Origin of the sequence: Pseudomonas syringae, from assembly GCF_002157375.1 — a bacterium.
Lineage (GTDB): Bacteria > Pseudomonadota > Gammaproteobacteria > Pseudomonadales > Pseudomonadaceae > Aquipseudomonas > Aquipseudomonas syringae_T.
On record NZ_MTSA01000028.1, the window covers coordinates 18,706 to 42,370 of the forward strand.

The window sequence follows — 23,665 nt, forward strand, 5'->3', positions numbered from 1 at the left end:
CCCGCTCACGGCATCAAGGCGGGAGGGTCAGTGCATCAGGCGATGGCGGCGACAGGCTTGCGTTGTGTGGCGGCCTCCAGTTCACGCACCAGTGGCAGCACATGTTCACCAAAATAAGCCACTTCTTCCTGAAAATGCAGGAACGCGGACAGCACCAGGTCCACGCCGACAGACTTGAGCGCGACAATGCGCTCGGCAATCTGACGCGGCGTGCCGATCAGGTTGGTCTTGAAACCATCGTTGTATTGCACCAGGTCCTGGAAGGTCGATTTGGCCCAATTGCCCTCGCCTTCCGGGCTGGCCTTGCCCGCCTGTTTCGCGGCATCTCCAAAGGCATTGACCGCTTCGGGATCAGCCTTGTCGATGATTTCCGCCAGTACGGCACGGGCCTCTTCTTCGGTGTCGCGGGCGATGATGAAGGCATTCACGCCGATTTTCACCGAATGGCCGTTTACAGCAGCTTTGGCCCGAATGTCATCGACCTGAGCTTTTATGCCTTCAAGAGAATTGCCATTGGTGAAATACCAGTCAGACACGCGTGCTGCCATGTCACGCGCAGCCCGCGAGCTGCCACCCTGAAAGATTTCCGGGTGGGGGCGCTGAATCGGCTTGGGCTTGAGGGTGTAGTCGTGGAACCGGTAGAAGTCACCCTTGAACGTGAAATTATCGGTGGTCCAGATACCCTTGAGGGCACGGATAAATTCTTCAGAGCGGCGATAACGTTCGTCGTGCTCCAGCCACGGCTCGCCGATGGCCTGGAACTCGCCTTTGAACCAGCCACTGACGATGTTGACCGCCACACGCCCGGCAGTCAGCTGATCAATGGTCGCCAGTTGCTTGGCCGCGACCGACGGTGTCCACGGCCCCGGCAAAATAGCGGCAATGACCTTGAGTTTTTCGGTGGCGGCAAGCAGTGCGTGGCTGAACGCGACCGACTCATGCTGAAACTCGGCGCCATAACCGGCCGTGAAACGGATCTGCGTCAGGGCGTATTCAAACCCGGAGCGCTCGGCAATCTGTGCCAGCGTGCGGTTGTAATCAATGGTCCAACTGGTGCGTTGCTCGATCTTGCTGACGACCAGCCCACCGCTGACGTTCGGCACCCAGTACGCAAATTTGATCGCTGATTGGCTCATATCGGCACTCCTCTGACGGCAGGTTTCCCGAGCGGGGTAATCGATCGGGCTTGCCATTTTCAAGAGCAGCAACCGTGCCAGAGGAATAACTCACGGTAGATCAATGAGTTGAAACGCTTGCCGCCGCGCGTCAACTGTCCGTCTACCGGCAAGCTGTCGGACGGCTGTTGGCACAGCAACAGTGCGTGACGGCGAGCACTGTCGATCCGTCGCGCTGACCCGCCGGACGACCCGACGAAAGGCCGCCCGTAGTGGCTATTCAGAACCTCATCGCAGGAGTAGATTTCGGATCCAATGAAGTCTCATTCATCCGCAGGAGCACCGATGAAGTTCAATGCCTGGTTCCTGGCCTTTTTGATCCCTCCCCTGGCTGCCCATGCCGAGGGAAAAGCGATTCACGTTCCCCTGGATGTTGCCGGCCAGCACGCACTGGTGGAAAAAAGCGGAAGTGCGGACCTGCGCGTGGTGGTCACTCGCCGAGAAGGCCTGCTCGGCGTGATCTACTCCAAGCGCCTCTACAATTGTGAAAAACACCTGGTGAATCTGGTCGGCACCGGCTCGACACTGGAGATCATGGAGCAGGCTCATGCGGTCAGCGGCATGGGGCCAATCATCCGAGACTCCACGGACGACTACATCGGCTCCGAGGCCTGCAGCTGACCGAAGCGGTAACCCTCTCGCTACTCGCTACACCCACTTGATCATTTTCTTGAAAGCGCCCTGTATGAGGCGCTTTTTTCGTTGTTGCGTGATGGGAATTGCGCCTGCTTTGCCGCCTGCAAAAAAGACTTGCGCCAAGAGTATTACGGTATACCATCAGACAGGAAATCATTCTCTACGCCGGTCGATCAAGCAGGCGCCACGATTTAAGCGAGGTAAGTGTCATGAAGTTTTCGTTGTTCGCGCACATGGAGCGCTGGGATGAAAGTGTCAGTCATCGCCAGCTTTTCGAGGACCTGACCGAACTGACGCTGATGGCCGAAGCAGGTGGCTTCAGTACGGTATGGATCGGCGAACACCACGCGATGGAATACACCATCTCGCCAAGTCCGATGCCGCTGCTGGCCTATCTGGCTGCCAAGACCACGCGTATTCATCTGGGCGCAGGCACTATCATTGCGCCCTTCTGGCATCCCTTGCGGGTAGCCGGTGAATGCGCCTTGCTGGATGTGATCAGCAACGGACGGATGGAAGTCGGCCTGGCTCGGGGCGCCTATCAAGTGGAATTCGACCGGATGGCGGGCGGCATGCCGGCCTCGGAAGGCGGCAAGGCGCTGCGCGAGATGGTCCCGGTGGTTCGTGCCCTCTGGCAAGGCGATTACGCTCACGACGGCGATATCTGGAAATTCCCCACCTCGACCTGCGTGCCCAAACCGATCAACACGCCACCGATGTGGATCGCGGCCCGTGATCCGGACTCGCACAATTTCGCGGTGCAGAATGGTTGCAACGTGATGGTCACGCCGCTGATGAAAGGCGACGAGGAAGTGGTCGACCTGAAGAACAAGTTCGAAGCAGCACTGGCCAACAACCCCGACGTGCCGCGCCCGCAGTTGATGGTTCTGCGCCACACTCACGTGCATGCTGCGGACAACCCTGAAGGCTGGAAAACGGGGGCCACCGCCATCGCGAAGTTCTACCGCACCTTTGACGCGTGGTTTGGCAATAAACAGACGCCCGTGAACGGTTTTCTCGCGCCCAGCCCTGAAGAAAAGTTCAAGGATCGCCCGGAGTTCGAGCTGGACAACATTCGCAAGAACACCATGATCGGCACCCCGGAAGAGATCATCCCGCGCATTCGTTATTACCAGGAACTGGGTGTCGACGAGTTCAGCTTCTGGTGCGACAACAGCCTGCCGCACGCCGAGAAAAAGAAGTCGCTTGAGTTGTTTATCAAGCATGTGGTGCCGGCGTTTCGTTGAGTGTACGGGGTGTCTGAGGAGCTCTGAAAAGGGCTGCACAGCCCCTGACTATCGTGCCGACGCTCCGCGTGGGCATGCAGTTCTGGACACTCTGCGTCCTCTGTGTGGCGCTCCGCGTCACACAAGGGTTCTGCGATGTCAGATAGATTTACATAAGACTCATGTCAGCTTTGCGCCCTTACGGCGCCCTGCTTTGAGGGTCCAAAGCAGGCAAAGTCCCAGCTCCGTTTCCGGCCCGACTTCGTCGGGTTCCTTCGGTTGAAAAGCACATCTAAAGCATTATCGCGGAGCGTCACACGGCGGCTCTACGGTTTCAGTTGAGCCAAGGTCAGCCCCTGATTATCGTGCCGACGCTCCGCGTGGGCATGCAGTTCTGGACGCTCTGCGCCCTCTGTGTGGCGCTCCGCGTCACACAAGGGTTCTGCGATGTCAGATAGATTCACATAAGACCCAGGTCACCTTTGCGCCCTCACCGCGCCCTGCTTTGAGGGACCAAAGTAGGCAGTCGCTGCAACCACGGGTAAGGCACAACGTTGTGGCGCATTGGAAATCTTTGACGCGAAGCCTCATGAAATGCGTGCCCATTAACATTACGATCAATACCCCGACCCCGAACCCGGTATCCACGACGTCCCGGCCAGAGGCACACGCGCCATCGCGGCGGATTCTACCGTCAGCGCCACCAGATCTTCCGGGTCGAGGTTGTGCAGGTGTGATTTGCCGCAGGCGCGGGCCATGGTCTGGGCTTCGAGGACCAGCACACGCAGGTAGTTGGCCAGACGCCGCCCGCCTTCGACCGGGTCGAGGCGCTTGGACAGTTCAGGGTCTTGCGTGGTGATGCCCGCCGGGTCACGGCCGTTCTGCCAGTCGTCGTAGAAACCGGCCGCCGAGCCGATCTTTTTCAGCTCTTCGTCCAGACGCGGGTGGTTGTCGCCGAGCGCGATCAACGCAGCGGTACCGATGGCCACTGCATCCGCGCCCAGCGCCATCGCCTTGGCGACGTCGGCACCGTTGCGAATCCCTCCGGAGACGATCAATTGCACTTTGCGGTGCATGCCCATTTCCTGCAGCGCCTGAACCGCCTGCGGGATGGCGGGCAGAATCGGGATGCCGACGTGTTCGATGAACACTTCCTGAGTCGCCGCCGTACCGCCCTGCATGCCGTCGAGCACGATCACGTCTGCGCCGGCTTTCACCGCCAGCTTGACGTCGTAATACGGACGGCTGGCACCGATCTTAACGTAGATCGGCTTTTCCCAATCGGTGATTTCCCGAATTTCGGCAATCTTGATCGCCAGGTCGTCCGGGCCGGTCCAGTCCGGGTGACGGCACGCCGACCTTTGATCGACGCCGACCGGCAGTGTGCGCATGCCGGCCACACGCTCGGTCACTTTCATGCCCAGTAACATGCCGCCACCGCCCGGTTTGGCGCCCTGCCCCAGGACGATTTCGATGGCATCCGCCTTGCGCAGGTCGTCGGGGTTCATGCCATAACGTGATGGCAGGTACTGATAGACCAGATGCTGCGACTGACCACGCTCTTCAGGGGTCATGCCGCCGTCGCCGGTGGTGGTGCTGGTGCCTGCGATCGTCGCACCACGGCCCAGCGCTTCTTTGGCGTTGGCCGACAACGCGCCGAAACTCATGCCGGCGATGGTCACCGGAATTTTCAGGTACAGCGGCTTCTTGGCAAAACGGTTGCCAAGCACCACGTCAGTCCCGCACTTCTCGCGATAGCCTTCCAGCGGGTAGCGCGAGACGCTTGCACCGAGCAGCAGCAGGTCGTCGAAATGCGGCAGTTTGCGTTTGGTGCCGCCGCCGCGAATATCGTAGATACCGGTTTCCGCCGCGCGCTGGATTTCCTGAATGGTCAGGCGATCAAAGGTGGCCGACTCGCGCAGGACTGGAGCTGGTTTGTGGCTGATGGGTTCGCTCATGGTAGTGCTCCTGGATCAGTACGCGGAGGCGTTGTCGACTTTGAAGTTGTAGAGCTGACGGGCCGAGCCGTAGCGCTTGAAATCTGCAGCGTTCTCATTGAAGCCTGCGCGACTGAGCAACTCCTGCAACTCGTGCAGATGCTCCTCGCGCATCTCCTTGGCGACGCAGTCCGAACCCAGCGATTCAACTTTGCCTTTGACGTAGATCCGCGTTTCGTAAAGCGAGTCGCCCAGCGCATCGCCGGCGTCACCACACACCACCAGCCGACCGGCCTGGCCCATGAAGCAGCTCATGTGGCCGATGCTGCCGCCCACCACAATGTCGATGCCTTTCATGGAAATGCCGCAACGGGCACCGGCATCGCCCTCGATGACCAGCAAGCCGCCGTGTGCCGTAGCGCCTGCGGCCTGCGAAGCGCTGCCCTTGACCCGCACGGCACCGGACATCATGTTTTCCGCGCAACCGACGCCGACATTGCCATGCACGGTGATGGAGGCTTTCTGGTTCATACCGGCGCAGTAATAACCCGCGTGGCCCTGAATATCGATGGAGATGGCTTCGTTGACGCCGACCGCCAGGTTATGCGCGCCGTCGGGATGGGTCACTCGCCATTCGCGCTCCTGCAAGTCCTTGACCTGATCGTGCAGGGCCTGGTTGAGGTCGCGCACGGTAGCGCTGGAAAGGTCGACAGTTTTCATGGGCGTGTTCCCTCGGCTGGCTCGCGTTCCCAGATGTACATGGTGGCCGGGATCGGCTCCCAGACCCTGGCGCTTTCAATGCCCGGCAGGCTGGACAGCGCCTGATATTCCGAGGCCATCGCAACGTAATCATCGGTTTCAGCGAGAATGGCCGGCTTGCAGGCAATCGGGTCACGAATCACCGCAAAACCGTTGCGCGTACCGATGGCGAAGGTGAAGAAGCCGTCGAGGTCTTCCAGCGATTTGTCGAGTGCCTGCTTGAGCGTGTCACCCTGTTGCAGACGCCAGGCCAGGTAACCCGCCGCCACTTCCGTGTCGTTGTCGGTCTCGAACTGAATGCCTTCACGACGCAGGTTCTGGCGCAAACGGAAGTGATTGGACAACGAACCGTTATGGACCAGGCACAAGTCAGAGCCGGTGGAAAACGGATGGCTGCCTTCCAGGGTCACAGCGCTTTCAGTGGCCATGCGGGTGTGGCCAATAATGTGGCTGCCCTTCATGGACGCCAGACCGAAGCGCGCGGAAATCTCCTTCGGCAGGCCCATGCCCTTGAGAATCTCGATGCTCTGCCCGGCGCTCATGATGCGCACGTCGGGGGCCAGTTCGGCCAGCGCGGCACGCACTGACGCCTCTTGCGCCTGAATCTTCAGCACCACGGCGCTGGCGTTCTGAAACCAGTCCAGCGGTGCATCCATTTTGCTTTTCAGCGCCACGATCAGCGCGTTGAAATCGTATTGTTCAGTGGTGGCCTGCAAGGTCAGCTTGACCCAGCCATCCGCGACTTCATCGCCATAAATCGCAAAACCGGCGCTGTCCGGACCACGGTCCGTCATGGCTTCGAGCATCGGCTCGAACAACTTGCCGAGCTGCGATTCCAGCGCCGGGTTTTTCAGGTACAAACCAACGATTCCGCACATAGCCTCACCCTTTGGTAGCGACAGGTTTTTAGCAGCACGCTAAAAGCCAGTCGCCTGGACAGAGAAATTAAATACGCTGCATGCCTGCTCTTGCTTGCCGCTGTTCTAAAAGAATTCGATATACCGCTTCACTTCCCAGTCGCTCACATGGCGGCTGTATTCCACCCATTCCATACGTTTGAGGCGGATGAATTCGCCCACGATTTCCTCGCCCAGTACTTCGGCAAACAGCGGGTCGGCTTGCAGCGCATCGCACGCCTCTTTGAGCGACTGCGGCAGGGTCTTGATGCCCCGAGCGGCGATCTCTTCCAGGCTCAACTTGTATAAGTTCTCGTTGCAGACGTGGTCGATTTCCAGTTGACGGTCGATACCGTCCAGCCCCGCGGCGATGATCGCGGCGCTGACCAGATACGGATTGCAACCGGCATCGGGCAGGCGGAATTCCAGGCGGCCATAAGGCACACGCACCATCGCTGAACGGTTATTGGCACCGAACGCGATGAACGCCGGAGCCCAGGTCGCACCAGACAGCGAATTGCCGACCACCAGCCGCTTGTAGGAGTTGACAGTGGGCGCTGCAAAGGCACACAACGCGGGGCCGTGAGCCAGCAAACCTGCGGCGAAGTGATAGGCCATTTTCGACAGGCCCATGCCACTCGGGTCGCTGGCGTCGTGGAACAGGTTCTTGCTGCTCGCGCTGGCAATCGACAAGTGGAAGTGCATACCGTTACCTGCACGCTTGGGATCGGGCTTGGGCATGAACGAGCAGATCATGCCCATGTCATTGGCGATCTCGCCGGCGGCCATGCGGAAGAAGGTAAAGCGGTCGGCCGACTCCATCGCTTCACTGTAGGTGTAATTGATTTCGAACTGGCCATTGGCGTCTTCATGGTCAATCTGATAAATGTCGAAACCCACCGGCTGCAAGGCTTCGGTCAGGCGTTCGAGAAACTCCCGCGAGCGCGACAGCCCTTTGTAGTCGTAGCAGGGTTTGTCGAGGTTATCGCTGGCATCGACCATTTGCAGACTGCCTGCGGCGTCGCGCTTGAACAGGCTGAACTCGGGCTCCAGCCCGGTATTCAGGGTCCAGCCACGCTGACTGAGGCGTTCAACCTGCTTTTGCAACACATAACGGCTGTCGTAAGGCCAGGGTTTGCCTTCCACATGGCCGATGCACACCACTCGCCCGTAACCCGGCTGCCACGGCACCGGCGTCAACGAAGACAGATCGCCCTTGGCCATGAAGTCCGGCCCGTGGGGTTCCATGCCCATGCCGCAGATGGCGAAGCCGGCGAAACCCGCACCGTCTTCAGCGACCATTTCCAGGCCAGTGACTGGAACCGACTTGGTCTTGGACGAACCATGAATATCCACGAACTGAGCCAGCACGTACTTGATGCCGTGCTGTTCAATCAGACGCTGTGTTTCGGGTGGCAACATGGGACGTGTCTCCTGGCATAAGCACATCGTTTCAGGGAGGGACCACTGTTTCACTGCCTGCCGCTTTTTATTCCGAACAGGAAATTTACTTTCCTTTTAGGAATGCAAAGCGCTTGCCAATCTGACCGGCTAAACATCGTGGACGCGCTGGAACTGTTAATCTGGCTGTCTGCAAGGGCTGTTTATGTGGGAAGCTGGTTTCTTTCAGGGAAAAATTCGGAACGCCAGCTAGAGTGAGAGTATTGAAACGCACATTCCCAGTGCGAAATAAAAATTATTGAACGGAAACCGTGCAAAACCGATGAACAGGCCGACCGAACCCCATCCCAAATTGAAGCTCGAGCAATACCTGGGCATTCAGATCAAACGCCAGCGCCAGGCGCAGGAATTGAAACTGGCCGATGTCGCGCGTATCGCCGGTATCAGTCAGGGCATGTTGAGCAAGATCGAAAACGCGCAGGTCTCGACCAGCCTCGATAACCTCAGCCGTCTGTGCGACGTGCTGGGCATGCCGATGTCAAAACTGTTCAGTCAGTACGATCAGCAAGGCAGCAGCGCGCTGCTGGTCAAGGCGGACGAGGGGCTTGAGGTGGTCAGGCGCGGGACGGAGAAAGGTCATACCTATCACCTGCTCAACCACACCCGTGGGCCGAAGAAGAGTTTCGAGGCGTACATGGTGACGATGGATGATGCCAGCGAGGAGTTTCCGACGTTCTCGCATCCCGGCACCGAGTTTCTGCACCTGCTGGAGGGCGAACTGATCTACCGTCACGGCAATCAGTTGTACCCGATGCAGGCCGGTGACAGCCTGACCTTTGATGGCGATATCCCACACGGTCCAGAGCAACTGGTGCAGGTGCCGATCAAGCTGCTGTCGATCATGAACTACGGTGCGCAGGGGGATTGAAATCAGGCGGGAGGCGGCACACCTGTCGGTGTGCCGCCCGTACAACCGTTACAGGTATTTCAACCAGCTGATGTCGCGGCGACGCGCCTTGAGTGCAGAGAACCAGCGCACGGCCGGAAACAGCACGACGGCCAGCACGACCGAGGCCAGCCAGACGCCCCACATGTGGTCAAAGCCGAAGTATTTGCCCTGATTCGCGCCCCAGATTGCCAATGCAATCAGGTACAGAACCTTTAGCGCATACAGGTGCAGCAGATAGAAAAACATCGGCGCTGAACCCAGTACCACCAACGGCCGCAACCATCTTTTCTCCTGGCTGCGCTCGAACCCGATCAGCAACAGCATGCCAATCCCCAGCGTCAGGCTGATGAACAACAGCGAGGGCGGGTACTTGGTGATGTTGAAAAAACTCATGACGGTTTGCACGCCGGTTTCGCCGACGCTCCACGGTTTTTCACCGTAGCCGTTGATCATGCGCAGTACCACGAAACCCGACAATGCGCCCAGCCCACAGGCCCACAGGTTGGCCCGACGTTTTGCCGCGTCAAAACCCGCGACAAACCAGGGGCCGGCAGCGTAGCCCAGCGCGATGATGCCGATCCACGGCAACAGTGGATAGGAAGTGCGCAAGCGCAGGTTATCGGACACTTCAAGCCAGCCCCGATCATGCAGAATGGCCCACGGAACGTGCATCGCCGACTCGACACCGAAGTGCAGCGTGTCCAGCAGGTTGTGTCCGGCAATGATCACCCCGCCGATGACCACCAGCGCCCAGCGTGGCAGGAACACCATCGCCGACAAGGCCACCATGCTCAGGCCGATGGCCCAGATCACTTGCAGGTAGATGACGGTCGGCGGGAACTCGAAGGTCCAGGCGAAGCTCACCAGAGTGAACTCCAGCGCAATCAGAAACAGCCCGCGCTTGAGCAGAAACGCCGAGACGTCACGTTTGCCTTGATACTTTTCGCCGTACAGGTAGGCCGAAAGCCCGGTCAACAACACGAACAGCGGCGCACACAAATGCGCCAGGGTGCGGCTGAAAAACAAGTCGGGCTCGGTGGTTGCGACATCCATCGGGTCCAGCACCTGACGGTGCAGAAAGAACGTTTCCCGTACATGGTCCAGCAACATGAAAAGAATAATCAGCCCGCGCAGAGCATCGATCGAGCGCAAGCGGGACGCCGGCGCCCGTGTGGGTTGAACAACTGTTGTCATGAAAAATCCAGGTCCGTGGTTGGGTTTGCCAGGTGTTGCGTTTTACTCGGGCGCATCAGAACTCGTTCTGCAGGGCCTTGTAGCCGCGCACCAGATCAATGTTGGTGTGCGCCACGTCTTCGGAAAATTCCGAAGCCGAAATGCTGACCGGCGGAAATTGCGAGAGATCGGTATTCGCCCCGATCCGGGTGGTGGACGGCACGTAAAAGTTCTCTGGCAAATCACGGCCATCGACCACCGAGTTGTGGCGCACCACACTGCCGTTGCCGACCTTGCAGTTGAACACCACGCTGTTGAAGCCGATGAACACGCGATCACCGACCATGCAAGGTCCATGCACGATGGACCGGTGGGCAATCGAGGTGAACTCGCCGATGGTCACCGCAGCGCCGGACTTCGAGTGGATGACCACGCCATCCTGAATGTTGGAGTTGGCCCCGATGATGATCGGTTCCATGTCGCCGCTGGCATCGACTTCGTCGGCGCGGATGACCGCATAAGGGCCAACGAAGACGTTGTCCTTGATGATCACTTTGCCGCAGATGATCGCGGTTTTATCGATGTAGGCGGACTCGGCGATAACCGGCAGATGGCCGGACGGATTTTTACGGATCACGGTGTAAGCCTCAGGACAGGTAGTTGGAAGTCTGCGCGGCTGCATCATGGGGATGCAGGCTTTCGAAGTGGCGCACGCTGACGCTGGAGGCTGCATAGCGGCCCTCCAGCGCCTGTTGAATCTTGCGCGCGGCGTCCTCGACATACATCAGGTTCTGGCCATTGAGCCGGGCGAAAGCCTGCTCGTCAGCCCGTTTGACGGCCGTCTGAACCGGTGTGCCCAACGCTTGCTCGACAGCATCGATCAGCGTCATCAGGCCCAATTCAGTGGCGTGCTCCGCCACCCTCACCTGGACCGTCGCCACGCTGCGCTGACTGTGCGGCGTGGCATACGACGCATGCTCTCGCAGCCAGGCGGCCACCAGCATCGGATCGACAAACGACTGCCTGCCGAAGCGCGCCGTAAACGCCTCCTCCAGCAGTTGTCGAGACAGCGCAGCCGAGCACGGGCACGTCGACGAATAAGTGATGTCCGCTGACACGTCGAGGCACAAACGCCCCGCTCGCCAGATGGCATCAAGCTTTACCGGATAGGATTTCCAGCCGCTGAGCCCTTCGGTAACCAGCGCCGGGCGACGGCACAGCAGGTTGAAGGTGAGCGTGATGCGTGCGCCGCTGGAGTGGCAATCGAGGTGGCTCTCGACCATTGCTTCCAGCAGCGCTGACAAGGTATCGGGCGTCAGTACCTGATGCTCGGCAAAACCGTCGAGCAACCGGTAGAGCCGCGACATGTGGATGCCCTTGACGCTGGGGTCGGTCAGATCGACCTGTAAGTCCGCGTAGGCATGAACCGGGTGTGCAGCACCCGGCTCACCCAGCATCAGCGGCACTTCGACGCCTTGCATACCGACCCAGTCGAGTGCAATCAGGGCCGAGGACACTTCCGTCAGGGCAACATCTGGGAGGGGGCTGTTCATTCTACGGTCGTCTCGCTGGAGAACTTCGCCGCAGGGGGCGAAGCATGAGGTGGGCGGCCGGGAAAATGCAGAACGCATACCGCTTATTCGTTACACTATAACATCATAACGACGATACCTATCAACTCGGCGTGTGCTGCAACGTGCCCAGCATTCAGCGTAATCGCCAGGCGGACGCCAGCGGTTCAGGTCTTTGCCAGCTCTTCGATCAGAAAATCGCGAAATGCCGCGACCGCTGCCGGCAGCGTGCGCCCTGCCATGCTCTGCAGCTCGATACGCCGAGCCTTCATGCCTTCATCACTGATCGGCAGCGATTTGAGTTGTTTTTCATGCACACGCTTGTCGAGGGTCATTTCACTGGACAGGCTGATGCCACCCTCTTCGCTCACAAATCGCAGCAACGCACCGATGTAATTGCTGGTCAGCACCGGGTCGAACATCAGGCCTTGTACGCCACAGCAGATATCGAATAACTGACGCAGCGTTGTGTCGGTGTTGGTCAGGGCGATGGCGTACGGCTGCAGTTCGGCAAGCGCGACTTCCGTGCGTGATGCCAGCGGGTGATTGTGGCTGACCACCGCGCAGATGGCGCCGCTGTGAATGTGTTCGACCTTGATTTCATTTTGCGGCGTCAGGCTGAAGGTCAGGCACAGGTCGGCATCGCCCGAGCGCACCCGTTCGGTGGCCTGGGCCGGGGCGCAGACTTCCATCGAGAAATGAATGCCTTGATAGAGCCGCCGAAAACGCGCGATGCACTGCGGCAGAAAATCCAGCGCAAAACCTTCCGAGCAGGCAATGCGCACATGGCCGCGCTGCAAGCCTTGCAACTCGGTGATTTCCAGCACCACTTGCTCGGCCTCCAACTGGGATTTGCGCGCATAGGCCGCCAGACGGATACCCGCTTCGCTAAGCATCATGCCTCGCGCCTGACGCTCGAACAGCAGCGCATCCAGCTCCCGCTCCAGCTTGCTGATCTGCCGGCTGACCGCCGACGATGCGACGTTGAGCCGGATTGACGCCTCGCTGATCGACCCGCAACGCGCCACTTCGAGGAAGTAGCGCAAGGCGGTGGACTGCACGCCATAGAGTTGCATGAGTACTCCCGCGTTGCCTTTTCGGCAATGAAAGATTCGAAATATTGTGCTTGTGGCATTGATACGCTTTGCCTAGAGTCGTGTCGAGGCCCGCTAATCGATCAGAAGAGAATTCGACCAAAAGAACATTCGATCAGAAGAACAACCACGGCCTCACAGGAAACGCCTCTTCTCGCATTTGCGACCCACTGCCCTTTGATACATCCACTTTGCCTTTTGGAGACGACGGCATGGGAATCAAGGGTTTCGCTCGCAGCATCGCGCTATTGAGCCTGTTCAGCAGTTTTTCCGCCCTGGCCGGCAAGGCCGACGATACGCTGGTCTATGCCTCTGACAGCGAACCGGAAAACATCAGCCCCTATCACAACGATTTGCGCGAAGGCGTGATTCTCGGTCGCCTGATCTGGGACAACCTGGTCTATCGCAACCCCGACAGCGGTCAGTACGAACCCATGCTGGCCACCCGCTGGAAACAGGTTGACGACACCACTATCGATTTCCAGCTGCGCGAAGGCGTGAAGTTTCACAACGGCGACCCGTTCACCGCTGATGACGTGGTGTTCACGCTCAATTATGTGGTGTCGCCCGAGTCCAAGGTGGTCACGGTACAGAACGTCGACTGGATCAAGAGCGCTGAAAAGCTCGGTGACTACAGCGTACGCCTGCACCTGAAAAAGCCCTTCCCGCCTGCGCTGGAATACCTGTCCAACGCCGTGCCGATGTTTCCGAAAAAGTATTTCGAACAGGTCGGAATGGCCGGGTTCAGCCGCAAACCGATCGGCACCGGGCCTTACAAGGTCACGGCCATCGCCACCGGCGAAGGCGTGAAAATGGACAAGAACCCGGATTACTTCAAGGACAGCCCGCAAGGCCAGCCGAAGATCGCCCACATCAACTTTCGGGTGATCGCCGACGCCGAAACCCGCCTGGCCGAGCTGATGACCGGTGGCATCGACTGGACCTGGCGCGTGGCCCCCGATCAGGCGGAAAACCTCAAGGCCATGCCCAATCTGGTGGTGACCAGTGGCGCGACCATGCGTATCGGCTTTCTGATTCTCGACGCACGCGGCACCTCCAGCGCCGACTCGCCGATGAAACACCTCAAAGTGCGTCAGGCGATCAACCACGCGATCAACCGCGACGGCCTCGCCTCGCAATTGGTCGGCGGCGAAAGCAAGCCCCTGCAAGTGGCCTGTTACCCCGGCCAGTTCGGCTGTGACACCACAGCGGCCACGGTTTACAACTACGACCCGGCCAAGGCCAAGTCGCTGCTTGCCGAAGCCGGTTACCCGAATGGTTTTGAAACCGAAATCTTTGCCTACCGGGACCGCGATTACGTGGAAGCCATCATCGGCAACCTGCGCGCCGTCGGCATCAATGCCAAGCTGCGCTACCTGAAGTACGCCGCCCTGCGTGACCAGCAACGCGGCGGCAAGGTGCCGATGTCTTTCCAGGCCTGGGGCTCGTTCTCGATCCTCGACACATCGGCCTCCGCCGGGACCTGGTTCAAGGGCAACCCGGACGACAACATCAAGGACCCGCAAGTCCAGGGCTGGCTGCAGACCGCAGACAACGCGCTGGACCCGCGGGTGCGCAAGGACAACTACCGCAAGGCCCTGCAGCGCATCAGCGAGCAGGCGTACTGGGCACCGTTGTTCAACTACTCGATGAACTACGCCTACGTCTCGGACCTGAACTTCAAACCCTACCCGGACGAGCTTCCACGTTTCGCGTTGTCGAGCTGGAAATAAGGCTGTTCGCGACGTCAATCGGCCCGACCGGCTGCGAGGTCAATGACAGGCCTCGCAGCGTCGTCAGCCCACCGTTCCCCCTCGGACACAAGGTCACTTGCCATGTTCGGATTTCTCTTGCGCCGCCTCGGCATTGCCCTGTGCGTGGCGATTACCGTGTCGGTGATCAGCTTTTCCCTGTTGCACCTCTCCGGCGACCTGGCCACCGCCATTGGCGGGCCGGAAGCCAGCAGCGAACAGATCGAACAGATCCGTGTGCAGTACGGCCTCAACAAGCCGTTGGTCACGCAGTATTTCGAATGGCTGGCCGACGTGCTGCGCCTTGATCTGGGCGATTCGTTCTTCTTTCAGGAATCGGTCTACAACCTGATCGCCTCGCGCCTGTCGATCACCCTCGGGCTGGGGGCAATGGCCCTGAGCATTGCCCTGCTGATCGCCATTCCGCTGGGTGTGCTGGCCGCGGTGAAACGCGATACCTGGGTGGATCGGCTGGCGTTGAGTATTGCGGTGCTGGGTCAGGCGATGCCGAGTTTCTGGTTCGCGCTGATGCTGATCGTGGTGTTCTCGGTCACCTTGAAATGGCTGCCGGTGTCGGGCAACTCGACCTGGGCGCATTTCGTCATGCCCGCCATTGCGCTGGGCTATTACGCCACACCGGCAATCATGCGCCTGACCCGCGCCGGCATGCTCGACGTGCTCAATTCCGATTACATCCGCACGGCACGCGCCAAGGGCCTGCGCCCTGCCACGGTGCTGTTCAAACACGCACTGCGCAATGCGCTGATTCCTGTGGTGGCATTGGCCGCCGTGGAATTCGGTTTCATGCTTGGCGGCTCGGTGGTCATCGAAACGGTCTTCTCGCTGCAAGGCATCGGTCAACTGGCCTGGGATGCGATTGCCCGTGACGACTTTCCGGTGGTGCAGGCGGTCGTGCTGTTGATCGCGGTGATCTACATCGTCCTCACGCTGCTGGCCGACGTGCTCAACGCACTGCTCGACCCGCGCATCCGCGTGAAATAGGAGGCTTCATGAGCGCAACCACCTCATCGCCGCTGGTGATCAAGGATTACCAGCCTCCGGCACCAAGCGTCTGGCGCACCCTGCGCAGCAGCTTTGCCCATCGCGGCTTTGCCATCGGCGCAGTGCTGCTGTTGATCATCCTGTTCGGCGCACTGTTCGCCCCTTGGCTCGCACCATACGACCCGTACAGCCAGGACGTGATGCTGCGCATGAAACCCCCGGTATGGATGGCCAATGGCACATGGGAGTACATGCTGGGCACTGACAAGCTGGGCCGCGATTACCTGTCGCGCCTGCTGTACGGCGCGCGCATTTCATTGTTCATCGGCTTTTCGGCGGCGCTGATCTCCGGCGTCATCGGCACCATCATGGGCCTGCTGGCAGGTTATTTTGGCGGCAAGACCGACGCTCTGATCAGCTACCTGATCACCACGCGCCTGGCGATGCCCGTGGTCATGATTGCCTTGGCTTCCGCGTCGTTGATCGGTGGTTCGCTGAAGGTCGTGATCATTCTGCTGGGCTGCCTGCTCTGGGACCGGTTTGCCGTCGTGGTGCGGGCCGCTGTGCAGCAGATTCGCGACGCTGAATACGTCGCCTCGGCCCAGGCACTGGGCTGTTCGACGCTGCGCATTCTGGCCAGTGAAATCCTGCCCAATCTGGTCGGCGCGCTGATCGTCGTCGCTACGCTGGAGATGGCTCACGCGATTCTTCTGGAATCAGCGCTGTCGTTCCTAGGGGTCGGCGTGCAGCCACCCATTCCGTCCTGGGGCCTGATGATCGCCGAAGGCAAACCGTACATGTTCTTTTCCCCGTGGGTCATTGCGATTCCCGGTGTCGCACTGATGGTGCTGGTGTTGGGCATCAATCTGGTTGGCGATGGCCTGCGCGACCTGATCCTGCCCGAAGGGCGCAACTGACAGAGGAGATCCGCACATGGCGTTGTTGCATGTTGAAAACCTGCGTGTCGAGATCCCGTTGGGACAACACACGCTCCACGCAGTGCGCGGCCTGGACTTTCAGGTCGAGCGCGGCGAAATGCTGTGCATTGTCGGGGAGTCGGGTTGCGGCAAATCCCTGACCTCGCTGGCGCTCATGGACCTGCTGCCGCGCAAGGCGCGACGCACGGCGACAACGTTGAGCCTGGACGGCATCGACATGCTGACCCAGAGCGAACGGCAGATGTGCGACCTGCGGGGCAATCGTCTGGCGATGATCTTTCAGGAACCCATGACCTCGCTGAACCCGGCCTACAGCATTGGCGATCAGCTCAGTGAAGTGTTGACCCGGCACCGCAAGGTGTCGCGCAAGGAGGCCTTGCAGCGTGCGGCGCAGATGCTGGAGAAAGTCGGTATCAGCAACGCCAGCGAACGCCTGCGCCAGTACCCGCATCAATTGTCGGGCGGGCTGCGTCAGCGGGTAATCATCGCCATGGCACTGATGTGCGAGCCGGACGTGATCATCGCCGACGAGCCGACCACCGCGCTGGACGTGACCATTCAGGCGCAGATCCTGCGCCTGATCCGCGACATCCAGAAAGAGTTCGGCCTGGCGGTGATTTTCATCACCCACGACTTGGGCCTGGTGGCGCGCATTGCTGACCGGGTGGCGGTGATGTACGCCGGGCAGATCGTCGAAACCGCCCCGGCGGTCGAGCTGTTCGAAAACCCGCAGCACCCGTACACACGCGGGCTGCTGGCCAGCATTCCGATCCCCGGGCGCACCCAGCCGGGCCAACCGCTCGGCTCGATTCCAGGCCTGGTGCCCAGCCTGGTCGGCGAGCAACACGGCTGCGCCTTCCGCAACCGTTGCCCGCAGGCGATTGCGGCCTGCGCCGAGGATGTCCCGCCGATTCACAGCCACACCCACATGACCCGCTGCCTGTTTGCCTCAGCGGGTGCTGAACCTGTGTTGCTCCGAGAGGGCATGACGTCATGAACCATCAAGCCCTGAACACCAACAGCAAAAAAGACATTGCGCTCGAGCTGTGCGACATCCGCCGCGAATTCAACATCAGCCGGGGCTTTTTCAAACCCGATGCCACCCTGAAAGCCGTCGATGGTGTATCGCTGCGCCTGATGCGCGGCGAAACCCTCGGGCTGGTCGGCGAATCCGGTTGCGGCAAAAGCACCCTGGCCAAGATGTTGCTCGGCCTGCTCGCGCCCAGCAGCGGCGATGTGCTGGTCAATGGCAAGCACCTGGCCGGCACTGACCGCAAGGAAATGGCGCGGCGCATCCAGCCGATCTTTCAGGACCCTTATTCCTCACTGAACCCGCGCAAGACCCTGCGCGAAATCGTCACCCTGCCGCTGATCGTGCATGGCATCGGCACCAACGCCGAGCGCCGCCAGCGTGTCGAAGCAATGATGGACGTGGTCGGCCTGCCGAAGCGAGTCATCGACAGTTACCCCAGCCAGCTTTCCGGTGGCCAGCGTCAGCGCGTGGCGATTGCCCGGGCGCTGGTGATGCGCCCCGACGTGTTGATCTGCGACGAGCCGACCTCGGCGCTGGACGTGTCGGTGCAGGCGCAGATTCTCAATCTGTTACAGGACCTCAAACAGGAGTTCGGCCTGACCTACCTGCTGATCAGCCATAACCTGGCGGTCATCGAGCATCTGGCCGACCGGGTAGCGGTGATGTACCTGGGCCGCATCGTCGAAGAGCGCAGCCGCGAATCGTTGTTTGCCAGGCCGGGCCACCCTTACACCCAGGCGCTGCTGGACTCGGTACTGACCCCTGACCCGCACCTGGGCATTCCCGACCTGGGCCTGCATGGCACCTTCCCCAACCCCATGTCACCGCCGTCCGGCTGTGCTTTCCATCCACGCTGCCCCGGTTGCATGGCGGTGTGCAAGGAACACTCTCCGGCCACTGGCCGCGTGGAAGGCGGCACTGTCCGTTGCCACTTGCGCGACACCTCAAAACCCCTGGAGCTGATGCCCTCATGAGTAGCCGTTCGCATGCCATCGAAAACGCCACCGAGCAGTTCGACAACGGCACCTTTTTCGCCTTGCTCGGCGGCAGCGTTGCGTACCCGACCCAAAGCCAGGAGGCCGCGAGCCTGCCGGAGCTTTATCGTTATCTGAACGAATTCATCACGCCGCACGTCGAGCGGCTCGGTTTCAGCGTCAAGGTGTATGACAACCCGGTCGCCGGGCGCGGGCCTTTGATGATCGCAACACGCCTTGAGGACGCCGCCTTGCCGACCCTGCTGAGCTACGGTCATGGCGACGTGGTGCGCGGCTACGACGCACAGTGGCAGTCAGGTTTGTCCCCGTGGAAAGTGACAGAACGCGGTGATCGCTGGTATGGCCGCGGCACGGCGGACAACAAGGGCCAGCACCTGATCAACCTGACCGCCCTCGAACAGACCCTGAAAGCGCGCGACGGCCAGTTGGGCTTCAACGTCAAACTGCTGCTGGAAATGGGCGAAGAAGACGGGTCGCCCGGCCTCAGCGCATTTTGTCAGGCGCATGCCCAAGAGCTGGCCGCAGACATTTTCATCGCCTCCGACGGCCCGCGTCTGGCGGCCTCACGCCCTACCCTGTTTCTTGGCTCGCGCGGAGTGTTCAATTTCGAACTGACGGTAAACCTGCGTGAAGGCGCTCACCACTCTGGCAACTGGGGCGGGCTGCTGGCCAACCCCGGCATCATACTGGCCAATGCCATCGCCAGCCTGGTGGATGAGCACGGTCGGGTAAAAGTCGCGGGCCTCATGCCCTCTGCCATTCCTGACGCAGTCAAGGCAGCACTGGCAGACATCGAGGTCGGTGGCGGCCCCGGCGACCCGGACATTGACCCGAATTGGGGACACCCGGCGCTGTCGCTCAGCGAAAAAGTCTTCGGCTGGAACACCCTCGACATTCTCGCGTTCAAGACCGGCAATCCGGACGCGCCCGTGCATGCGATCCCCGGCAAGGCCCATGCGCTGTGCCACATCCGCTTCGTGGTGGACAGCGATTACAACGCCTTTATTCCCGCGGTACGCGCGCACTTGGATGCCCACGGTTTTACTCAGGTCGAGGTCCGGCAGACGCGCATGGACGTGATGCACGCCACGCGCCTGTCCCCGGACAGCCCGTGGGTCGGCTGGGCGCTGGCATCGCTGGCCGCGACCACCGGCAAGAAGCCGGCACTGCTGCCGAACCTGGGCGGCTCACTGCCCAACGATGTATTCGCTGAAGTACTGGGCCTGCCGACGGTCTGGGTGCCCCACTCGTACCCGGCGTGCTCGCAACATGCACCCGACGAGCATTTGCTGGCGCCAGTGGTCAAAGAGAGCCTGCAAATCATGGCCGGGCTGTTCTGGGACCTTGGAACTGACGGCGCACGGCTGACCCGCGAGCACCGGGCACAGGAGTTGAGTGAATGAATGACGCACAACGGCAGGCAACCGACTGGCTGAGCGGGCAGTACGAGGCGATGGAGGCGCTGTTGCAGCGCCTGGTCGACACCGACTCCAACAGTTACGACAAGGCCGGCGTCGATGCCGTCGGCGACCTGCTCGCCGCGCAACTTGAGGCCGACGGGATCAATATCGAACGTATTCCCGTTGAGGGGTTTGGCGATGTGCTGTTGGCTGAAGTGCCCGGCGGCCCTGGCAAGCCGGTATTGCTGCTCGGTCATCGCGACACAGTATTCCCGAAAGGCACGACGACAACGCGCGGCTACTCAAAAGACGAGATAAAAGACAGCGCACTGGCTTATGGCCCCGGCGTGGCGGACATGAAAGGCGGACTGGTGCTGAACTGCTTCGCGCTCAAGGCGCTGAAACGCCTGGGGCCGCTGCCGTTTCCGGTGCAGATTCTGTACACCGGCGACGAAGAAATCGGTTCCGCCAGTGCCCGTGCTCACATCGAAAAGTACGCCCGCCAGGCTCGTGCGGTGCTCAACCCTGAACCGGGGCGCGCCAGCGGCAACGTGGTCAGCGCCCGCAAAGGCGGTGCAACGCTGATCATCGAAGTCAGCGGCCGTGCGGCGCATTCGGGGGTGAATCACGCCGATGGCGCCAGTGCCATTCAGGCCTTGGCGCATAAGGTGATCAAACTGCATGCGTTGACGGATTATGCAGCGGGCATCACCACCAACGTCGGGCTGATCTCGGGCGGCACCTCCAGCAACACGGTTGCACCCAGCGCCACGGCAAAGCTCGATGTACGCTTTATCGAGCTCAGGCAGTGGGATGAAATTCTCTCGGCCGTCCAGGCCATCGTCGCCGAAGAGGAGCTGCCCGGCACCTCCGCCAGACTGCTCGAAGCCACGACCTTCCTGCCGATGGAAGCCCGGCACAGCACCGAACTGCTGAAGATCTATCAGGGCCTCGCGCAGGAACTGGGCTTCAGCGTGGAAGGCGAATTCACCGGCGGCTGCGCCGACTCGGGCTTCACCGCCAGCCTTGGCATCCCGACGCTGTGCGGCCTCGGCCCGGTGGGCGGCAAGGTGCATACCGACCGAGAGTATCTGGAGCTGGACACCCTGGTACCCAGAGGCCAGGCGCTGGTGGCGACGATACTGGCGTTGGGGGATTCTTGAAAAGACTGCCCGCTTGATGCGTTCGGCACGGAGAAAAGGGCGCGCCGCAGAGGTGTCACGCAGAGCGTCACGAACGGCATGCCGACGCGGAGCATCGGCACGATAATCAGCGCGCACGCCCGAACACCTCTCGTTCCTCACGCTCCAGCGTGGGAATGCAGCTCTGGACGCTCTGCGTCTGCCCTTTAGCGCAAGCTTCACTGGATGCACGCCAACGCCGAGCATCAGCAAGATAGCCAGTCTGATTTGTCCATTTCGCGGAGAAACACCCCATGCAAAATACATCCGAACTGCTCGGCAAATCCGCCACTGAATTACGGGCATTGATCGGTAACAAACAGCTTTCGCCAGTGGAATTGCTCGACGCCTGTATCGAGCGCATTGAAAGCCTGAATCCAAAAATCAACGCCTTCGCCGCGACCTGCTTCGAGCGCGCCCGAGACGAGGCTGTAGCCGCCGAAAAAGCGGTCCTGCAAGGCAAACCGCTGGGTTTGCTGCACGGCTTGCCCATCGGCATCAAGGACCTCGAAGAGACTGCCGGGGTCCTGACCACCTACGGCTCGCCACTGTTTCGCGACAACATACCCGCCCAGGACAACCTCTTCGTGGCGCGACTGCGCGCGGCCGGGGCGATCATGGTCGGCAAGACCAATGTTCCGGAACTGGGTGCGGGTGCCAACACCCGCAACGTGGTGTGGGGCGCGACCGGCAACCCGTTCAATCCCGCACTGAATGCAGGCGGTTCCTCAGGTGGCTCGGCCGCCGCGCTGGCGGTGGACATGGTGCCGTTGTGCAGCGGTTCGGACACCGGTGGCTCGCTGCGCATTCCCGCCGCGCTGTGCGGCATCGTCGGCCTGCGCCCTTCCCCGGGTCTGGTGCCGAGCGAACGCAAGAAACTGGGCTGGACGCCGATTTCCGTGGTCGGCCCGATGGGCCGCAACGTCGCCGACACCCTGCTGCAACTGCGCGCCAGCGCCGGATTAGGGCAGTCTGATCCATTGAGCTATGCCATTGCCGATGACGAGTTTGCGCCGCGCCCGGTCGACCTCAGCCAATTGCGGGTCGGCTACAGCGAGGATTTCGGCACGTGCGCGGTGGACACCCAACTCCGCGCGGTCTTCCGGGAAAAGATCAGCGCCCTGAAGCCGCTGTTCAAGTCCTGCGAAGCCATCAACCTGAACCTCGGCAGCGCCCACCGCACCTTCGACGTACTGCGCGCCGAAGCCTTCGTCGCCGGTCTGCAGGACGCTCACGACCGCGACCCGGACGCGCTGGGACCCAACACCCGCGCCAACTTCGAAATGGGCGCGGCAATGTCGTTGCAAGACTGCGTCAAGGCACACGGCGAGCAGAGCCGGATTTTTCGCGGTTTCCAGAAGCAATTCGACCACTACGACCTGATCCTGGCGCCCACCACGCCAGTCTCACCCTTCCCGTGGAGCGAGCTGTACCTGCGCGAAGTCAACGGCGTACCTCTGGACAATTACTACCGCTGGCTGGCGCTGTGCTACACCATTACCCTGACCACCAACCCCGCACTGTCCCTGCCTTGCGGCACCGACCATAACGGCATGCCCTTCGGGCTACAGGTGATCGGCGGGTTCCGGGGCGACGCAAAACTGCTGGCCTGCGCCGAGGCGCTTGAACACGCCACGGCAAATGATCCGCATTTGTCCCGGCCACGCCCGGACCTGCAGAAACTGCTCACGTCAGCGGTCGACCTGACGCACATCGTGACCCATCCCCCGGTTTATGGTGGGTCGGAGGGCGGTAAGCCGGAGGTGGGGGCAATGTGAGGGCATGAACAGATGGCAGATGGTGTGTGACGAAGATCGTACGCTCAGAAAAGCGTGTCGCACTTCAATTTTTGAGCAATCACTTACGAGGTTTCAGCACGTTCTAAAAATAAAAAAAGTAATATATTTCAAAGCATTAGATCCTTGAAGATTTCGCAAGCGACGTTTGATAACCATTTGACATCATTGCCTACAGCTATCTGCATCTAGAAATATGGCACTTTCAGCAACGAACAAAGCATGCGTTGGTGTTGACCCGCTGGGCCGACATCCGCGCGTACCGCAGTCCCACGGTTCAAGGATAGAGACACGGGAATAACTTCTCTTCAAGGACAGAGATGAATAAATGGATATTTTAGCTGACGTCCCAAGGTGGGACGACATCGAGCGCACGCTTGAAGACAAATTCAGCCACCTGAACCAGTCTTTCGATGAAGGCTGGGAAAGCGCTTCCGATGGTTGGAACGGCTTCACTCGACGAGTGAGCAACGAGGCCACCTTGGCCTTCGGTAGTATTGGCGGAAACCGCATCGAATCGGTCAAGCTGGCAATGGCCAAGTCCTACCCGATCATCCAGCTCAGCCTGATGCGCAAGTGGGCTTCCATTGATATCGCGGAAATACTTCCTGTCTTGCTGCAACTGGTCAAAGAGGTCGCCATGATCATGGGCGGCAGCGTGGCCGTCGGGACTCTCGTTGGTGGCGCTGTCGGATCTCTTGCATTCGGGGCAGGCGCTTTACCAGGGGCCATGGTCGGTGGCGGCGTAGGCG

21 protein-coding genes are annotated in these 23,665 nt (G+C 60.4%); 12 read left to right on the plus strand and 9 right to left on the minus strand.

Features of this window, described 5'->3' with window-relative positions:
* Positions 1–35: 35 nt before the first annotated feature.
* Positions 36–1,136 carry a dimethylsulfone monooxygenase SfnG gene (gene sfnG / locus BW686_RS24595; RefSeq protein WP_084920449.1) on the minus strand — a complete coding sequence of 367 codons (1,101 nt, stop codon included), beginning with the start codon at positions 1,134–1,136 and terminating at the stop codon, positions 36–38.
* A 324-nt stretch (positions 1,137–1,460) separates the two neighbouring features.
* On the opposite strand from sfnG, the gene BW686_RS24600 reads away from it, so the two are divergent.
* Positions 1,461–1,796, plus strand: coding sequence for a hypothetical protein (locus BW686_RS24600; RefSeq protein ID WP_084920451.1), 336 nt, complete (start codon positions 1,461–1,463; stop codon positions 1,794–1,796).
* A gap of 224 nt (positions 1,797–2,020) precedes the next feature.
* Positions 2,021–3,058 carry an LLM class flavin-dependent oxidoreductase gene (locus BW686_RS24605; RefSeq protein WP_084920454.1) on the plus strand — a complete coding sequence of 346 codons (1,038 nt, stop codon included), beginning with the start codon at positions 2,021–2,023 and terminating at the stop codon, positions 3,056–3,058.
* Positions 3,059–3,654: 596 nt separating this feature from the next.
* Here BW686_RS24605 and BW686_RS24610 read toward each other — a convergent pair.
* The 4 genes from BW686_RS24610 to glnT form a co-directional block, all read right to left on the minus strand.
* Entirely contained in the window at positions 3,655–4,995 is a 1,341-nt protein-coding gene (locus BW686_RS24610; RefSeq protein ID WP_084920458.1) for an FMN-binding glutamate synthase family protein, read from the minus strand.
* A 15-nt stretch (positions 4,996–5,010) separates the two neighbouring features.
* The gene (locus BW686_RS24615; RefSeq protein ID WP_084920460.1) at positions 5,011–5,694 is read right to left on the minus strand and encodes a protein glxC; all 684 of its coding nucleotides are present in this window, start codon (positions 5,692–5,694) and stop codon (positions 5,011–5,013) included.
* Complete coding sequence (locus BW686_RS24620) at positions 5,691–6,611, minus strand: class II glutamine amidotransferase (RefSeq protein WP_084920462.1); 921 nt, start codon at positions 6,609–6,611, stop codon at positions 5,691–5,693. Before BW686_RS24620 ends, BW686_RS24615 begins: the two co-directional genes overlap by 4 nt.
* Positions 6,612–6,716: 105 nt before the next feature.
* Positions 6,717–8,051, minus strand: a complete 1,335-nt coding sequence (gene glnT, locus BW686_RS24625; protein ID WP_084920464.1) for a type III glutamate--ammonia ligase — start codon at positions 8,049–8,051, stop codon at positions 6,717–6,719.
* 301 nt (positions 8,052–8,352) lie between these two features.
* Here glnT and BW686_RS24630 point away from each other — a divergent pair, with 301 nt between their 5' ends.
* Complete coding sequence (locus BW686_RS24630; RefSeq protein ID WP_084920466.1) at positions 8,353–8,958, plus strand: helix-turn-helix domain-containing protein; 606 nt, start codon at positions 8,353–8,355, stop codon at positions 8,956–8,958.
* Positions 8,959–9,006: 48 nt separating this feature from the next.
* Here the strand turns inward: BW686_RS24630 and BW686_RS24635 are convergent, their stop codons facing one another.
* From BW686_RS24635 to BW686_RS24650, 4 genes are all read right to left on the minus strand, one after another.
* The gene (locus BW686_RS24635) at positions 9,007–10,173 is read right to left on the minus strand and encodes a DUF1624 domain-containing protein (RefSeq protein ID WP_084920468.1); all 1,167 of its coding nucleotides are present in this window, start codon (positions 10,171–10,173) and stop codon (positions 9,007–9,009) included.
* A 55-nt stretch (positions 10,174–10,228) separates the two neighbouring features.
* On the minus strand, positions 10,229–10,789 hold the full coding sequence (locus BW686_RS24640) for a gamma carbonic anhydrase family protein (protein WP_084920471.1): 561 nt from the start codon (positions 10,787–10,789) through the stop codon (positions 10,229–10,231).
* Positions 10,790–10,799: 10 nt separating this feature from the next.
* On the minus strand, positions 10,800–11,705 hold the full coding sequence (folE2, locus tag BW686_RS24645; RefSeq protein WP_084920474.1) for a GTP cyclohydrolase FolE2: 906 nt from the start codon (positions 11,703–11,705) through the stop codon (positions 10,800–10,802).
* 185 nt (positions 11,706–11,890) lie between these two features.
* On the minus strand, positions 11,891–12,799 hold the full coding sequence (locus BW686_RS24650; protein ID WP_084920476.1) for a LysR substrate-binding domain-containing protein: 909 nt from the start codon (positions 12,797–12,799) through the stop codon (positions 11,891–11,893).
* A gap of 230 nt (positions 12,800–13,029) precedes the next feature.
* Here BW686_RS24650 and BW686_RS24655 point away from each other — a divergent pair, with 230 nt between their 5' ends.
* The 9 genes from BW686_RS24655 to BW686_RS24700 form a co-directional block, all read left to right on the plus strand.
* Positions 13,030–14,550: an ABC transporter substrate-binding protein gene (locus BW686_RS24655; protein WP_084920479.1), complete on the plus strand. Its 1,521-nt coding sequence runs from the start codon at positions 13,030–13,032 to the stop codon at positions 14,548–14,550.
* A 102-nt stretch (positions 14,551–14,652) separates the two neighbouring features.
* Positions 14,653–15,570 (plus strand): ABC transporter permease, encoded by a 918-nt coding sequence (locus tag BW686_RS24660; protein WP_084920482.1) that lies wholly within the window; start codon positions 14,653–14,655, stop codon positions 15,568–15,570.
* A gap of 8 nt (positions 15,571–15,578) precedes the next feature.
* A complete protein-coding gene (locus tag BW686_RS24665; RefSeq protein ID WP_084920485.1) occupies positions 15,579–16,487 on the plus strand; it encodes an ABC transporter permease in 909 nt (302 codons plus the stop codon).
* A 16-nt stretch (positions 16,488–16,503) separates the two neighbouring features.
* The gene (locus BW686_RS24670) at positions 16,504–17,505 is read left to right on the plus strand and encodes an ABC transporter ATP-binding protein (protein ID WP_084920488.1); all 1,002 of its coding nucleotides are present in this window, start codon (positions 16,504–16,506) and stop codon (positions 17,503–17,505) included.
* Complete coding sequence (locus BW686_RS24675) at positions 17,502–18,515, plus strand: ABC transporter ATP-binding protein (protein ID WP_084920491.1); 1,014 nt, start codon at positions 17,502–17,504, stop codon at positions 18,513–18,515. The genes BW686_RS24670 and BW686_RS24675 overlap by 4 nt, the downstream gene beginning before the upstream one ends.
* Positions 18,512–19,939: a M20 family metallopeptidase gene (locus tag BW686_RS24680; RefSeq protein ID WP_084920493.1), complete on the plus strand. Its 1,428-nt coding sequence runs from the start codon at positions 18,512–18,514 to the stop codon at positions 19,937–19,939. Before BW686_RS24675 ends, BW686_RS24680 begins: the two co-directional genes overlap by 4 nt.
* Positions 19,936–21,099 carry a M20 family metallopeptidase gene (locus tag BW686_RS24685; RefSeq protein WP_084920496.1) on the plus strand — a complete coding sequence of 388 codons (1,164 nt, stop codon included), beginning with the start codon at positions 19,936–19,938 and terminating at the stop codon, positions 21,097–21,099. Before BW686_RS24680 ends, BW686_RS24685 begins: the two co-directional genes overlap by 4 nt.
* A 272-nt stretch (positions 21,100–21,371) precedes the next feature.
* Positions 21,372–22,895, plus strand: coding sequence for an amidase (locus tag BW686_RS24690; RefSeq protein ID WP_084920500.1), 1,524 nt, complete (start codon positions 21,372–21,374; stop codon positions 22,893–22,895).
* Between the two features lie 346 nt (positions 22,896–23,241).
* A partial coding sequence (locus BW686_RS24700; protein WP_373271068.1) for a DUF6861 domain-containing protein occupies positions 23,242–23,665 on the plus strand: 424 nt, incomplete at its 3' end.

Bases quoted from the DNA above. Each gene is read 5' to 3' on its own strand.
- sfnG (WP_084920449.1), bottom strand. From the start codon at position 1,136: ATGAGCCAATCAGCGATCAAATTTGCGTACTGGGTGCCGAACGTCAGC.
- BW686_RS24600 (WP_084920451.1), top strand. From the start codon at position 1,461: ATGAAGTTCAATGCCTGGTTCCTGGCCTTTTTGATCCCTCCCCTGGCT.
- BW686_RS24605 (WP_084920454.1), top strand. From the start codon at position 2,021: ATGAAGTTTTCGTTGTTCGCGCACATGGAGCGCTGGGATGAAAGTGTC.
- BW686_RS24610 (WP_084920458.1), bottom strand. From the start codon at position 4,995: ATGAGCGAACCCATCAGCCACAAACCAGCTCCAGTCCTGCGCGAGTCG.
- BW686_RS24615 (WP_084920460.1), bottom strand. From the start codon at position 5,694: ATGAAAACTGTCGACCTTTCCAGCGCTACCGTGCGCGACCTCAACCAG.
- BW686_RS24620 (WP_084920462.1), bottom strand. From the start codon at position 6,611: ATGTGCGGAATCGTTGGTTTGTACCTGAAAAACCCGGCGCTGGAATCG.
- glnT (WP_084920464.1), bottom strand. From the start codon at position 8,051: ATGTTGCCACCCGAAACACAGCGTCTGATTGAACAGCACGGCATCAAG.
- BW686_RS24630 (WP_084920466.1), top strand. From the start codon at position 8,353: ATGAACAGGCCGACCGAACCCCATCCCAAATTGAAGCTCGAGCAATAC.
- BW686_RS24635 (WP_084920468.1), bottom strand. From the start codon at position 10,173: ATGACAACAGTTGTTCAACCCACACGGGCGCCGGCGTCCCGCTTGCGC.
- folE2 (WP_084920474.1), bottom strand. From the start codon at position 11,705: ATGAACAGCCCCCTCCCAGATGTTGCCCTGACGGAAGTGTCCTCGGCC.
- BW686_RS24650 (WP_084920476.1), bottom strand. From the start codon at position 12,799: ATGCAACTCTATGGCGTGCAGTCCACCGCCTTGCGCTACTTCCTCGAA.
- BW686_RS24655 (WP_084920479.1), top strand. From the start codon at position 13,030: ATGGGAATCAAGGGTTTCGCTCGCAGCATCGCGCTATTGAGCCTGTTC.
- BW686_RS24660 (WP_084920482.1), top strand. From the start codon at position 14,653: ATGTTCGGATTTCTCTTGCGCCGCCTCGGCATTGCCCTGTGCGTGGCG.
- BW686_RS24665 (WP_084920485.1), top strand. From the start codon at position 15,579: ATGAGCGCAACCACCTCATCGCCGCTGGTGATCAAGGATTACCAGCCT.
- BW686_RS24670 (WP_084920488.1), top strand. From the start codon at position 16,504: ATGGCGTTGTTGCATGTTGAAAACCTGCGTGTCGAGATCCCGTTGGGA.
- BW686_RS24675 (WP_084920491.1), top strand. From the start codon at position 17,502: ATGAACCATCAAGCCCTGAACACCAACAGCAAAAAAGACATTGCGCTC.
- BW686_RS24680 (WP_084920493.1), top strand. From the start codon at position 18,512: ATGAGTAGCCGTTCGCATGCCATCGAAAACGCCACCGAGCAGTTCGAC.
- BW686_RS24685 (WP_084920496.1), top strand. From the start codon at position 19,936: ATGAATGACGCACAACGGCAGGCAACCGACTGGCTGAGCGGGCAGTAC.
- BW686_RS24690 (WP_084920500.1), top strand. From the start codon at position 21,372: ATGCAAAATACATCCGAACTGCTCGGCAAATCCGCCACTGAATTACGG.